This is a genomic window from Mucilaginibacter sp. GW821-FHT07G05 (genome assembly GCF_059418565.1).
The window spans coordinates 364,614-379,959 of record NZ_JBWKQC010000005.1; the positions used below are offsets into that span (position 1 = coordinate 364,614).

The following is a 15,346-nucleotide window of genomic DNA, read 5'->3' on the forward strand; positions in this document are numbered from 1 at the left end:
AAAAATTCATGAAAAAAATTATTGTCTGTTTACTTTTGGCATCCTTGTTTTTTTTGCCGGCCATCGGTCAGCCCCAGCAAAATGCTCCCTTTAAAATTGGAGAGGAGTCATTTATCCTGAACGGAAAGCCCTATGTAATCCGCTGCGGGGAACTACATTTTGCCCGCATTCCGAAAGAATATTGGCGGCATAGATTAAAGATGGCTAAGGCCGTTGGTTTAAATGCAGTGTGTGCTTATTTGTTTTGGAACTATCATGAAACAGCCCCCGGTAAGTTTACCTGGACCGGGCAGGCAGACGCTGCCGAATTTTGCAAAATTGCACAAGAAGAAGGGTTATACGTGATATTGCGCCCCGGGCCATATTCGTGTGCCGAATGGGAGTTTGGCGGGTTTCCGTGGTGGTTGCTAAAAAAGAAAGATATCAAACTTCGTACACAAGACCCTTACTATTTAGACAGATGCCGTAAGTATTTAAACGAAGTAGGGCGTGTTTTAGCACCCTTACAAATAACAAAGGGTGGCCCTATACTAATGGTGCAGGTTGAAAATGAATACGGTAGTTATGGTAACGATAAAGGATACATTTCAAAAATAAAAGATTATTTGATTGGTGCAGGTTTTGAAGTGCCCTTCTTTACCTGCGATGGTACCGTTCAGCTAAAAAATGACGTGCAGCCGGATCTTTTCGCGGTGGTGAATTTTGGTAATAATCCGGAGGCCGGTTTTAAAGCGTTGCGAGAAGTTCAACCGAATGGCCCGTTAATGTGCGGTGAATATTATCCGGGATGGTTTGACAGTTGGGGAGCGCCACATCACACCGGTGCAAGCGAACACCTGATAAAGGAAATTGATTGGATGCTTAGCAATAAGGCTTCTTTTAGTATATATATGATACATGGAGGTACATCATTTGGTATGTGGGCAGGTGCCAACTGTCAGCCGTATGCCCCGGAAACCTCAAGCTATGATTATGATGCGCCTATAAGCGAAAATGGCGACGCAACAGCTAAATATTATGAATTGCGCAACACCTTAAAAAAATACCTGCAACCCGGTGAAACACTGCCTGATGTACCACCAGGCAACCCCGTGCAAAAAGTTGCACCGTTTACGCTTACTTCTGTAGCGCCAATAATGCCACAATTAGGTAAACCTGTATTTAGTGATACCACACTATTTATGGAAGATCTTGATCAAGGTTACGGGATGATGGTTTACGAAACTACTTTAACGGCAGGTAAAAAAAGGAAATTAGATTTTACCGAAGTACATGATTACGCGGAAGTGTTTATAGACGATAAGTTAGTGGGTGTATTAAACCGTATGAAGAATGACCACGTAATTGAGATACCGGCGTTATCAAAAAACACAAGATTAAGGGTTTTAGTAGAAGCCATGGGTAGGGTTAATTTCGGGCACTATCTACACGACCGTAAGGGTTTACAGGGTGAGGTTTACAGTTTTGAAGGCACAAAGAAAACTCTGTTAAAAGGATGGAAACATTATTCAATTCCTTTGGGTGAGGGTAACCCGCTTTATAAGTACAGGCCTGTCACATCGCTTCGTCATCTGAATGGTCCCGCGTTTTACAAAGGCAATTTTAACCTGAATAACACCAGCGATTTTTACCTGGATATGCGTTATTTTAAAAAAGGTGTTACCTGGATAAATGGCCACTGCCTTGGCAGATACTGGAATATAGGGCCAACCCAAACTATGTATGTACCGGGAGTATGGTTAAAGAAGGGGAAAAATGAGGTGGTTGTACTCGATTTACATAAACCGCTTGCTCCACGCCTGCAGGGATTGAACAAACCAATACTCGATAGCCTTACTGCAAAAGAAGTTATCAGCAGTAACCATCGAAAAGCCGGGCAGCATTTTGGAGAAAATTTGAATAGCCTGTTGTATTCCGGCACCATGCAAAATTCCGGTATATGGCAATCATTCACTTTTCCTGCAAAAACGGGGCGTTACTTTGCAATTGAAGCAATAGATAATTTTGCGGGTGATCCTTTTGCTGCACTGGCAGAACTTGAATTATTGGATGAAAAGGGCCAAGACCTTTCGCGTGATTTATGGAAGGTTGTTTATGCTGATAGTGAAGAGTTAAAAGGGGGAGATGGGAAGTCGGAAAACCTGTTTGACTTACAATATACCAGTATCTGGCATAGCCAGTGGAAGGATGCCGCCACCAAACACCCGCACCAGGTTGTTATCGACCTTGGGCAAAAAACAACAATTACCGGTATTAAAATGATGCCCAGGCAGGATATGGAAACCGGAAGGATTAAAAACTTTAAAGTTTATTTTTCCAATAAACTTTTTGATGGTTTGTAATAAAGATTTTTATCCTGCTAAAATTCAAAATGAAAATCAGGGTTAATTATCGTTACCCGCGCTTCTATCACTTAATAAACAAAAAATGCCTTATACAAATTGTATAAGGCATTTTTTGTCATTATGAATTTACAGGTAGTGAACTTGGTAACAATTATTATCATCGCACTCAGTTTCCTGTTTCCACTTTTACTATTTCATATCTCTTATTACCATTTTGCTGTATAGGCTGATAATATGTTTCACCAATTTAACGTAGGTTATATCTCCCACTTTGGTTTCAACGCCGCTCTCAGGCAAATTTCTACAATCGTGTGCCTGCCGTGGGTGCAACCACTGTGTATCCATTTGATGCTTTTTCATAAAATGTGCCGGCATAGTAATCATTGTTAACTGTTTCGCTAACTACTACAGTTTGTGTACCGGCTGGCAGTGTTGTAGTAAAACCCTTCCTTTTTGAGCAGCTCAGACGATTAGGCGGATCTAAATCTGCTGCTCTTGAATAATCCAAAAATCCCCCTTAAACATAGGTAATTAATCAATCCTTATTTACTCCCCTATCCTGAAAAATCGCTGATCTGCATAAATAATATCACCTATTGATAAAAATTATTAAAATGCTGATTTTCAGAAATATAAATTTGAATACTCAATTGTGAACGAAGGCTGTAACCTGCCTGAACATTTGTTAATAAACCATGCCTGAAAAAAGATTTTTATATACCGGTATTTTATTATTCATTATTTCTGTAGTGTTTTCATGTCAGCAATCATCGCATCAACAGATGATCAGCATACTGCATGATCTTACCAAAAAGAATTATAACGTATCGAACATATTTAGCCCCGAAACTAAGTTAAGCCAATGCAACAGCATGATTGAAACACCGGGGAATGAGCATAATTTTGAACTGCTTGCAGAAAAAGCTTCACTTTTACTTAAAACGGGTAATGAAGAACAATCCGTAGCCATCTACGAAGATCTGATCAAAGACCAACAAAGCTTATATTATAATAAATTCATGCCGTCGATGGCCTTAGCTTACATGCGTTTGGGCGAACGTGGTAATTGCAGGCGTGTGCACAACGGCTCATCCTGCATATTCCCCATTAAAGATGGCGGAATACATCAACTCCAAACAGGTTCGTCAAAAGCAATAGCAATTTACGAAGGCATACTCCGCAAACACCCGGATGATCTTGAATCGCGCTGGTTGCTTAATATCGCTTACATGTCGCTTGGCCGGTATCCGAATGTACCCGCCGAATACTTGATCCCCGGGTTAGCTACAGATACCGGTTTTAAAATAAAACCCTTTGCTGATGTGGCTGCCGACGTTGGAATTAATATTAACGGACGTGCAGGTGGTACAATTACCGATGATTTTAATAATGACGGCTACCTGGATATTGTTACATCGGGGTTGGGAATTGATGATCCCATGCATTATTATGAAAACAACAAAAATGGCACATTTAGCGACCAAACCAAGAAAAGCGGATTAACAGGACTGACCGGTGGGTTAAACATCCAACAAACAGACTATAATAATGATGGCAACGCGGATATTTTTGTTTTGCGGGGTGCCTGGAGTGTTCAGGGATTTGGTAATCAGCCGGCTTCATTATTACGTAACAATGGCGACGGATCTTTTACCGATGTTACAATACCCAGCGGTCTGTTATTTTTTCATCCCACACAAGCTGCCGTGTGGGCCGACCTGAATAATGATGGTTGGCTCGACGTATTCATTGGCACAGAAAATTCGGGCAGAATGGATGCAGGTGGTACGCATGTATCGATGTTATACATCAATAACCACGACGGCACTTTTACAAATGTGGCTAAAGAAGCCCATTGTGATGTCACCGCTTTTGTAAAAGGGGTTACATCTGCCGATTATAATAATGATGGGTGGAATGATCTCTTTATATCTACCCTCAACGGTAAAAAATACCTGTTAAAAAACAGCGGTAAAGTAGGTAACGTCCCTGTTTTTGAGGATGTAACTGTTGCATCAGGTATTGACAAAAACACCAACCGGACTTTTATAACCTGGTTTTACGATTATAATAATGATGGCTGGCCCGATCTGCTCATTGGCGATTATCAATTTGATAAAGCATTGGGCTATTACGCAGCAGCCGAAGCATTGGGCAAAACTGTTGCGGGAGCCGGAAATATTTTTTTATATAGAAACGAACACAATGGTACTTTCACCGATGTAACGAAAGAGACAGGTCTTGATAAGGTTGTGTACAGCATGGGATCAAATTTTGGCGACATTGACAATGACGGTTTTCCTGACATGTATTTTGGTACGGGGAACCCAGACTTCGGCTCGCTAGTGCCCAATAAATTATTTAAAAATATCGACGGAAAAAGATTTGCCGACGTTACCCTTTCCTCGCGAACAGGTAACCTGCAAAAAGGCCATGGTGTGGCATTTGCCGATTTCAGGAACATCGGCGTACAGGATATTTTTATTGAAATGGGCGGCGCGTTCAGAGGCGATTCGTACACCAGTTCATTATATGAAAACCCCGGATACGGTAATAATTGGATAAGTATGAAGCTCGAAGGTGTAAAAGCAAACAAAGCGGCCATTGGCAGTCATATAAAAATATCATTTACCGAAAACGGAATAAACAGAACAGTTTATAAAGATGTTAATTCGGGTGGCAGTTTCGGGTCATCACCATTGCGGCAGGAAATCGGCATTGGTAAAGCATCCATGATAACTGAAATAGAGATAAAATGGGCCGGTAGCCAAACGCTGCAACGTTTTAAGAACATCACACCGAATCAATTTTTGCACATAACAGAAGGCAGTAATGCAGTCAATATCATCCCTTTAAAAAAACTAAGTTATCGTAAACGATCTTCGGTAGCGGTATGTATGCCGGTTGGCGGGATTTAGCTTTGTACCATTTGCATATTTGCGTACAGCATTGTAAATGATAAAACACACAAATGGCAATTACGCCCCTGTTTAACCACTTTTTTGCGCATACAATTCCGTATGCAGCAGATACCATTTTTAATTACCCAATTAGTACCCAAACCTATAAAAGGGTAATAACTAATGCATAGCAGATAATTTCCGTAAAAAGTAATAACCAATTATTTAAGAAAATTGCTTTGGTATTAAAGCAGCGTTAAAAAAAGCAATTACCGAAGATAGCATGGCTTTGGAGTACGCTTTTAATCTGCTCTATCAAATTCCTGAACAATTATAAACCAAATAAATATGTACAAACTCTCCATCACTGCAACTGTAAAAGCACTTTTCTGTATATTGTTTCTAACAGTATTAGTGTCCGTTAGCGGCTGCAAAAAACAAGCAACCAAACCAAATGATCCCGAAACGCCCGTTGTAAAGCCCGAACCTGAGGCACTTAAAATATATAAACCGAAAGAGATGCAAAATATGAACTGGGATTCGGACACCAGCAAGTTCTGCTATGCTCGTTCAAAACAATCAGATCATTTTATTCTCTTTTGGTCTAAAGAATACGGAAAGGACCTCCCCTCTGCAAGTACAGTACCCGATGCCTACAGGGTAGACATTGAAGACCTTTTAAGTAAAGCGGAAATCTTTTACGACCTGAACGTGAATAAGCTCAAATTCGCCGACATCAGCAGCGGAACTTCCAACTTGGGTAAATACAAAATGATGATATTTCTCTACCATCAGGATACCTGGCTGGCAACAGGCGCGGGATACGATGATACCATTGGCGCGTTATGGGTAAGCCCCTCAACCTGCCAGCCCGTGAGCTCGGTAATCGCTCATGAGATAGGCCATAGCTTTCAGTATCAGGTATCATGCGACCTGGGCCTGACACATGGCTTCAGATATGGATACGGCCCGGATGCTTCCGGCGGCAACGGGTACTGGGAACAAACCGCGCAATGGCAGGCCTACCAGGCTTATCCGGCAGAAATATTTACCAACTGGCAGTTCGCAGGATATTTCAAGAACTATAATAAACATGTTATCCATGAAGATTATCGTTATGCCAGTTATATCCTCAATACCTTTTGGGCGCAGAAACACGGTATAGACATCGTCGCCAAAATATGGCGGCAATCGGTTAAGCCCGAAGATCCAATCCAGGCCTACCAAAGGTTAACCGGAATTGATAACGAGAAATTCAATGATGAAGTTTACGATCAGGCCAGCAAAGTGGTTACCTGGGATCTGGATGTTTTGAGAAGCTATGGCAAATCTTATATCGGGAAAATGGATTATAAGATGACCGCGCTGAACGACGGATGGTTTCAGCCCGATTACAGTTTTTGCCCGCAAACAACCGGGTTTAACGTCCTCCCACTCAATGTACCCGACGGAAGTGCGACAGTAAGTGCCGATTTTGCGGGTATGGTGAATGCTACAGGGTTTAATCAGGTCACCAATGCTTCCAACGCTGGTTGGCGGTATGGTTTTGTGGCATTGATGAAAGACGGAACCCGGGTTTACAGCAACATGTTCAGTGCAAAAGAGGGTAAAGCAACTTTTGCCGTACCGGCTAACTCCGACCGTTTGTGGTTTGTGGTCACGGGAGCACCTAAAACCTATTCGCGACATGCCTGGGACGATAATAACAGCAACGATGAACAATGGCCATACAAGGTAAAGTTTGCCAATACCAATCTTTTAGGCTACGTAAATCCGGGAACGGCTGCATCGCCTAAAGATGTATCATTCTCTTATGATGTATCTATAACGCACGATAATATTAATTATGCCTCGGCGCAGGTGAGTGTTGATGTTTCAAAACTGATCAGCGCGTTTTTACTGCAGCCAGATCAACTGACCAGCCTGATGGGTTCGGGCATTAAATTTTATGCTATTGAAAGCAACGGAAAATTGAATGCCACCACCACAGCTAACGGATTTGGTCATTGGTTTGATGCCTCCGGTAACGTGATAAATTGGGGAACGGGTGCAACGGTTTGGTCTGAATACGATGAGAAGAACTTTAATTTTACTTTGGGCCAATATCCAGGTCACGTGAAGGCCGGTGATAAATACACACTCAAACAGGCGTTCGTATATACTACGGCAAACAATAAAAGCGCGCAGGCCACCTTTACATTTAACGTTACTATTTTGTAATAGCATCCTGGCGATTCAAATTAATCCCCTTAAGTTTCGAAAAACTTAGGGGGATTATTTACATTAGCTGATATGGAACAAGTGCTTAATTGCCTGGTGATAGACGACGATCCTGAAGTGAACGCCTATGTCTGCGAGATGGTTGATCAAACACCCTTCCTACGGCTGGCTGGCAGCTATAATAATGCTCCGGCTGCGCTCTACAAACTGGAGCACGAAGCTATTGACTTGCTGGTACTTGATATTAATTTACCCGGTATAGATGGCGTAACTTTTGCCGGTACTTTAAAGGCTGCCCCCGGACTACCGGCTCCCCGTGTAATCCTGATCAGTGGTTCCAGAGAATACGCGGTTGACGGTTATAAGGTAGATGCGGTAGACTATCTCGTTAAGCCATTTGCTTACGAAGACTTTTACCGTGCAGCCGCGAAAGCACGCGGCCTGATGGTTACACCTAAAACAGAACCCGCTGCACATTACTTATTTCTAAAAGTGGAACATGACCTGGTACGCGTAAATATCAGCGATATCAGTTACCTCGAAAGTTTTAAAGACTATGTAAAAGTATTTACAGGTGATAAGGTGATCACGGCCCTGTCTACACTCAAAGCGATGGAGGAGCGCCTGGCAGGTCATCGGTTCATGAGAATTCACCGGTCTTTTATTGTCAATCTCGACAAAATAGAAACCATTCAGCACCTCACTGTCCGCTTCGGCAATACCATTATCCCCGTAACCGAGCAGTACAGGGACGCATTCCGCGCAGCATTTCGCGATTGGCTTTAACGGATCGTAACGGCTTTTCGTCGGTTCGCGTACAGTTTCAGTCGAACGGCTTTGTCAACTTCCTTCTCAAAGTGTTCATTTGATCAAAATTAAAATGAACAACTATGAAAAAGATATTATTTATTGCCCTGATGTTCGGTTTACATACCGTATGCTCGGCTGCAGATCAGAACGATTCAACCAAAAGGGATACTGCCAAAATCAATAAACAAGTACGTAAGCTGAATGAAAAGTTGAATGACTTGCAAGCGGAACTAACCAAAGTTCAGAACCGTTTACCTGATGAACAAAAGGCAGCAGAGGAAGCCGCGGATGACTCTAACAAAGCACAGGAGAAAAGTCGTAAACAAGCTGCATCTGCAGTAGGCGGCGATGGTGGAGATACCCGCAAAGCTGCCAAAGCAGCTAAGAAGGCAGCCAATGAAACCAATGACGCGGAGGATGCAACCGAAAAGGTGGAGAAAGACCAGGAAAAGATCAAAGACCTGAACAAGGACATTGACAAAACCCGGAAAAAAATAGAAAAACTGCAACAGCAGGACGCTTAAAACTTTTAACCTGTACCTGCGTTTTAGGTCGAGCGATCCATGACAACAAAATCAGGCAATTTTACCGGCATTCTAAACCGGATGTTTATCATATTCCTGTCGTTCACTTTAATAGTGACGGCAGGATCTTTCATATTGCGTAATAGCATCAGCGTTAAGCTGGATAAACTAAGTGAACAATTGGAGGCCCCTTCTTATCAGCAAGATATCAGCGCCTTGCTGGTAGAGCTTGATCTGGCAGAGAACAGTTTTCAAAAAGCCAGTGCTGATGGCAAACCAACCGACCTGACTGCTTATCAGCATCGTTTGGACACGATCTTTCGGGGGATGACAGCTATCCTTGTTCATTATCAAAAAGGCGGAGATACGTTATTGCCGGAGAGTCGCGGTCAACTTGAGAAAGGATTACAGGAGAAGCTGAAATTGTCGCAACAACTGTTCAGCCTTCGCAAAAACTTTGATTCCCTTCTGCGTGTAACTACGTTTGAAAGTATCCACCGGCCTGTTGATCAGAAAGATCTACGGGAGATGCCTAAATTCAGGGTAGATACGATCGTATCTACGCGTAAAGAAACCAATAAGTCCGGTATACTGCACAGGCTGAGAGAGGCACTTCGCGCCACGCAGTCAGTCAAAGTTGTCACCGTTCGCCAGCAGAACAGTATTAAACCCGGCCTCACCGGTGATGATGCCAAACGGCTGCTTGCCCGGCTTAGTTCCGAGTACGGTCGTATGGCCGTATCGGGCCAGGCTTTGGTTTTGGCCAACCTGAATCTGTTGACAGAACTCCGCCAAATTACCCGGCAGTTACAAGACATTGATCACATTGCCTATGAGCGCAGCAGGGAAGCCACCTTGAAAGCCTATGCTTCTGCTACACGTGACCTCAATACGTTCACCGGTGTTGCATTGGTGGCAGTGCTCATCTTTATCATTTTATTATTGCTTTATGTACGAAGAGCGGGCTGGGCAGAGCGACGCTTACGTGTAGAAAGCAGCCGTGCTATTAAACTGGCGGTACAAAAATCAGAGATCCTGGCTATCATGAGCCATGAGATCCGTAACAAGTTAATGGCGATCAACGGCGCGGTATTTACCCTGAAAAAGTCTCCGCTCTCGCCACAACAGGAACAAAAAGTTAGCGCTATCAATCTTGCTTCCGGATTGGTATTGGAAACCGTAAATAATGTACTGGATGCCAGCAAACTTGAGCAGGGCTATGCCGAAACCCGAAAAAGCGGACCTTTCAACCCAGCGGAGGCTATCACAGAAGCGGTAGAAGCCATGCGTTTTATGGCAGAAAACAAAGGGCTGAACATTACACTGCAATTAGGTGCGAACACAGACACAACCGTCAACGGCGATAGTTTTCGCCTCAAACAAGTTTTACTTAACTTGCTGAGTAACGCAATCAAGTACACAGACAAGGGTGGTGTAGATATTCATGCCAAACTATTGCCTCAAAACGAAGGACAACTGCTTGATGTGGAGGTAAACGATACAGGTGCCGGAATCGCAAAAAACATGCAGTTAAAGTTATTTTCTCCTTATTACCAGGCTGGGGGTCAGCAGCCCGGTACGGGTCTTGGCTTGTATCTATGCCGTGAACTGATCCATCAGCAGGGTGGTGAGATTAATTTGAACAGTGATTTAGGTGTAGGTACGACGATCAAGTTTAACATTCCTTACCGGTAAAATTCTCCATAATTTAAAACGACTTGAATCTAAGATGTCATTTATGCGCATCTGATGTTTGCGCAATCGTCATGAAGTACAGGCTTATAATTTTTATGATTCTTTAATATTTTAATTATACCAATAAAACAAATCCCGGTTGAACGAACCGGGATTTACAGAAGCAAAAACCATCTAAATTAGAAAATGTAAAAGCTACTGGCCTGTATAGTATTGTTTTTAAATTCGCCAAGGCTTGCGGATGGTGTTTCAGATACTTTTTGTACACCATAATAGTACCGCGCATCTATTCCTAATCCTATTTTAGATTGATAGCCAATACCGCCCACCGCACCGAAATCAACTTTTTTGGCGAATTTCGAATCAGTTATACCTCCAACGTCTTCTTTTATCTTGAAACCTGCCTGGCCACCGGCAGCCAAGTAAAACCCGGAGTTCGTGCGATATTTAAAAAGGATGGGTACCGAAGCATAAGAAAGTTTAATATCCTGCGTGCCGAGTTCTCCGCTTTTAACTTTAGCACCCTGAAGCGAATAAAGGAACTCTTACTGTACCAAAAAATTATCGGTAAATTTATAAGCGACTATAAAGCCCGCGTTAAAACCCGGAAGAGGGTCGGTGGTGAAATTGGCACTTGTAAAATTGCTATAGTTGCCACCTGCTTTAATACCAAACTCTAATTTGCTCATGAATTTTGTCCGTAAGAGCTTTTGACGATCAATACATACTTAATAGACTTGAATTATCACAATCAGACAACATTGTTAGCGTTAGCTATGCAATGACGCGATTCGAAGATGGTAGATCGCAAAATGAGATTGTCGGCATTGATAAATTTCAAATCAACGATGATAAATCCGTTAGGGTAATTATATTATCTCCAAAGGAATAATATTTAAATAACAAAAGAGCTAAGATTGTAATTGTTAGTTACGATGCGTGACATAAAAAAGGGGAAGTATCAATTTTATTGGTATTCTCCTTTTCTATTGAACACACAAGAAAACATTGTTTAAAAGTTAAGCAAAGCTGTGGTAAAAGTCGAAAACAATCAAATGCGAGACAACGATTATTTCTATAAAATCCATAGGTTATAGACAGATGAATTTGTAATTAAAATTGTAACTTAACATCGCGAGTTACAACACAGTTACATTTAAACTGAAGATTGATGTCAGAAAATGAGAACAAATGAGAAATAATCTGCCTTTACGACAACAAATTCAAGCTATTGAAAATCAATCATTTACCGATACAAAACTTAACATATCACTGACAATCAAATAGTTACATAAGACCAGTAACAAATAGGTAACAAAATCAAAAATACACTTAATCGCCTTTTTACCAAACAGATAGATATAAAATCGGAGATGACCTATGTCATTTATTATCTATCCAAAGATCGCAAAATAAATCGTTATTTTAATAATTACAGAAGAAACCGTCATAAACATTTCTAAATCGGAATTCATTAGATTGGCTTAATTATTAATTGAAGTTTATTCAATATTAATTTATTATGCCGAGTACAACATGCCTTATTTCCAATTGTATTATATCGCTATATGGGTTGTTTTCAATAACAAATTCTTATTCCTTTTGGCATAAATTAATTGAAAGGTTTCGCGAAAATCTCAACAATTAATACTATGTTTAGTTAAAGAAAACTTAACTACAACCACAGTCGAACAGATTTACCCCCCTTTTGATTTTTTTTAAACAGTTGAAAAAAAAAACATATTATTTTTTTAATTACGCAATAAGCACCGCCGCTTACAACACGCTACTGTGCTTATTATTTTTATTACCTGTTTCCGCATCTGCTCAATTGCAGGAGCAATTGGGTGCGCCCAAAATTATTCATTATGACCGTGCCGATTATAATGCCTATAATCAAAACTGGGCTATTGCACAGGATGAGCAGGGTATAATGTATTTTGCTAATTCAAAGGGGCTATTATCATATAACGGCAATCAGTGGCAAATCAGTGAACTCCCCCTTGGACAGGTAGTTCGTACCGTGGCTATTGACCCGCAGGGGCGCATTTATACAGGTGGCTATGCCGAAATTGGTTATTGGGAAAAATCGCTCTACGGTAAACTGAAATATCATTCCTATGCGGACAGTATACATAACCGCGCTTTTAAGCAGGAAGAAATCTGGCATGTGATTACGGTTGGTAATGGCGAAATCTATTTTCAATCGCTCAGTACCATTTACCATCTTAAGAATAACACGGTTGAGGTGGTAAGTTCACAACACCCGTTTGAAAATATAAAATTAGTCAACGGTATCGTTTATGCGATGTCAACGGACGGGCTGTTCGAGATTCGTAATAACAAATTGTCTCTTGTACCCGGCAGTACATCAATAAGCAAAGAGGGTATTGACGATATGGTGCCGTATGCACTTAACCAGCTACTGCTATGCTCATCAACAAGCAAATTATTTATTTATGACAATAAAACTTTCAAACCATTTGCATCTGAGGCCCAATCATTCCTAGCCGGAAACCCGGTGCTTAACGTTTTACGAATAGCAGAAAACAGGTTTGCGTTCAGCACGCTGCAAAACGGAGTAATTGTTACCGACGGTCTTGGAAAAATCCTATATCACTTCGGCAAAAGTACGGGCTTGGCAAGCAATAGCGCACTGGCCCTGCTTACCGATAAAAAAGGTAATTTATGGGTTGGCCTTGATGGAGGCATCAGTCAGATACTGCTGCAATCGCCGTTTTTACACCATAAAGATGGCGAAGGAAAATTCGGTGTGGTAAATAGCGCTGCATTTTACCGGGAAAAACTTTACCTGGCCACTGCAAATGGCCTCTTCCGGCTTAATTCGCCCGAAAGCAACGTTTATGAAAAAATGAAGCAATTCGCTGGGCCGGTACAGAGCGTTGAAACTATTGATGACCATTTATTTTTAAGTACCACAACTGGAACCTACACAATGTACAATGATGAAGTGAGCAAAATCTCCAATGTCATCATCGGATGGTGTATAAGACAAATCCCGGGTAAGCCGGATTATGTCATTGAAGGTTCCTATAACGGCTTAACAATTTATCATAAAGCAGCTAACGGCAAATGGCAATTGCATGCTACCCTACCGCTTCGTCAATGGCTTCCTTCCAAGGACGTCGTAGTAGACGATCAAGGTACAGTATGGGTAAAACATTTGTACTATGGCATCTTTAAAATCAAATTGAGCAATGACCTTAAAAGTACTGTTAGTGTTCAAGTTTTGGGAAAGCATTCAGGCTTGCCTGCTTCAGGCAAACTTAATCTGTTCAGATATAAAAACACCATTCGCATAACATGCAGCAAGGGTATTTTTTATGAAGATACACCCGGCCATTTCAAACCTGATATTCAGCTTAAACAAAAGCTGGGTAACTACTTTTTCGCCAAACGTATCATTGCCGATTACGACCCCGAATGGTGGATCATTAATGATGACAACTCGATATCGCACCTCAAATGGATGCCTGATGGGAAACCCGATATTAAACGTTTTGGCCAAAGAAATTTTTACCTGTTAAATGATTTTGAACATATCCGTAAACTGCGGTCGTTATATTTATTTTGTACAGAGGACGGCTTCAGCATGTATAATTCGCAGCAACCTGTTTCTTTTACCGATGTAAGCCCGCCTATCATTAACGAGGTAAATGTGCTCAATGGCGGAAATCCTGTGCCGATAGCCCAGGTTAAAGCACCAGGTGGAATTATTCAATTACCTTACCGGCTCAATAACCTGAGCATATCATGGGGCATGCCCGAATATGACTCGCGTAAAATGTACAGCTACCGTGTAAACGGCATGCCGGGCTATGAAGAATGGAGTCGATGGTCGGCTGCTTACCAAAAGCAATTCGATAACATGCCTGCAGGCAGATATATTTTCCAGATACGGTCAGACATCAGCGACAAAATCACCTCATTAAGCTTTGTTATTTTATCGCCATGGTATTTTACCCTGTGGGCCAAAATAATTTACATAATTTTTTTGGCGGGCTTGCTGTACTTACTATACAGGACACATCGAAGGCGATTAGTGCAACAGCGACTAAGACTCGAGGCGCATACAGAACAGCTTGTACAGCAGCAGCGAAAAGATAACCAGCATGAATTGATGATTGCCCAGCAGCAAAAACTTACACAGGAAGTATTGCTAAAAAGTGAACACCTTGCCAATTCATCAATCAACCTGATTGAAAAAAAAGCGGTATTAAATAAAATAAAGAAAGCCTTAGCCGATATCAAGGATGAAGCGGGTCCGGGTTTCCCCGTGAATAAATATAACAGGCTCATTAAAATGATCAATAACCATACAGGCAATGATAATGACCTCAAGTTATTTGAAGAGAGTTTCGACCAGATCCATGACGAGTTTTTTAAAAAGCTGTTAAAAGAATATCCCGACCTTGCCCCACCCGATTTAAAGCTTGCCGCTTACCTAAAAATGAACCTGACCACCAAAGAAATTGCTCCTCTTTTAAACATTACACTGCGTGGTGTTGAGGTAAAACGGTATCGCCTGCGCAAAAGATTAAAACTCAGCAGCGATCAGAACCTAATTGAGTTTATGATGAACATTTAATTACCGTTAATTTTTCTGCAATTGTTTTAAATATCATTTTTTATTTTTAAAACACTGATAATAAATATTTTATGATCTTTTGAAGTAGTATTGATGTATTCTTTTTCTGCAAAACAGATGCATTGAAGTATTAAAGTATGGGCTGGCTGATTGCAGGTAAAACAATTAAGCAAGGTAGATTAGCGGAAACGAACTATTTCTAATCAACTGACTAAATCAAGCTCCTGTGAAGAAAACTTTACT

8 protein-coding genes and 2 pseudogenes are annotated in these 15,346 nt (G+C 41.4%); 7 read left to right on the top strand and 3 right to left on the bottom strand.

What is annotated here, in order from left to right; all coding sequences use genetic code 11:
- Window positions 1–8 precede the first annotated feature (8 nt).
- Entirely contained in the window at window positions 9–2,342 is a 2,334-nt protein-coding gene (locus AC07NA_RS15190) for a beta-galactosidase (protein WP_494898433.1), read from the top strand.
- A 169-nt stretch (window positions 2,343–2,511) separates the two neighbouring features.
- Here the strand turns inward: AC07NA_RS15190 and AC07NA_RS15195 are convergent.
- A pseudogene (locus AC07NA_RS15195) lies at window positions 2,512–2,853 on the bottom strand (DUF6515 family protein).
- Between the two features lie 187 nt (window positions 2,854–3,040).
- On the opposite strand from AC07NA_RS15195, the gene AC07NA_RS15200 reads away from it, so the two are divergent.
- From AC07NA_RS15200 to AC07NA_RS15220, 5 genes are all read left to right on the top strand, one after another.
- Window positions 3,041–5,263, top strand: a complete 2,223-nt coding sequence (locus AC07NA_RS15200; RefSeq protein ID WP_494898434.1) for a CRTAC1 family protein — start codon at window positions 3,041–3,043, stop codon at window positions 5,261–5,263.
- 330 nt (window positions 5,264–5,593) lie between these two features.
- Window positions 5,594–7,465 (top strand): DUF4859 domain-containing protein, encoded by a 1,872-nt coding sequence (locus AC07NA_RS15205; RefSeq protein ID WP_494898435.1) that lies wholly within the window; start codon window positions 5,594–5,596, stop codon window positions 7,463–7,465.
- A gap of 72 nt (window positions 7,466–7,537) precedes the next feature.
- Window positions 7,538–8,251: a LytR/AlgR family response regulator transcription factor gene (locus AC07NA_RS15210; RefSeq protein ID WP_494898436.1), complete on the top strand. Its 714-nt coding sequence runs from the start codon at window positions 7,538–7,540 to the stop codon at window positions 8,249–8,251.
- 104 nt (window positions 8,252–8,355) lie between these two features.
- A complete protein-coding gene (locus AC07NA_RS15215; RefSeq protein ID WP_494898437.1) occupies window positions 8,356–8,799 on the top strand; it encodes a hypothetical protein in 444 nt (147 codons plus the stop codon).
- A 39-nt stretch (window positions 8,800–8,838) separates the two neighbouring features.
- Window positions 8,839–10,494, top strand: coding sequence for a sensor histidine kinase (locus AC07NA_RS15220; protein ID WP_494898438.1), 1,656 nt, complete (start codon window positions 8,839–8,841; stop codon window positions 10,492–10,494).
- Between the two features lie 179 nt (window positions 10,495–10,673).
- Here AC07NA_RS15220 and AC07NA_RS15225 read toward each other — a convergent pair.
- Both AC07NA_RS15225 and AC07NA_RS15230 read right to left on the bottom strand, forming a co-directional pair.
- Window positions 10,674–11,021 (bottom strand): annotated as a pseudogene (locus tag AC07NA_RS15225) (outer membrane beta-barrel protein); the annotation flags it as partial.
- Window positions 11,022–11,039: 18 nt separating this feature from the next.
- Entirely contained in the window at window positions 11,040–11,183 is a 144-nt protein-coding gene (locus AC07NA_RS15230) for a hypothetical protein (RefSeq protein WP_494898439.1), read from the bottom strand.
- Window positions 11,184–12,220: 1,037 nt separating this feature from the next.
- Here AC07NA_RS15230 and AC07NA_RS15235 point away from each other — a divergent pair.
- The gene (locus AC07NA_RS15235) at window positions 12,221–15,103 is read left to right on the top strand and encodes a two-component regulator propeller domain-containing protein (protein WP_494898440.1); all 2,883 of its coding nucleotides are present in this window, start codon (window positions 12,221–12,223) and stop codon (window positions 15,101–15,103) included.
- Window positions 15,104–15,346 lie beyond the last annotated feature (243 nt).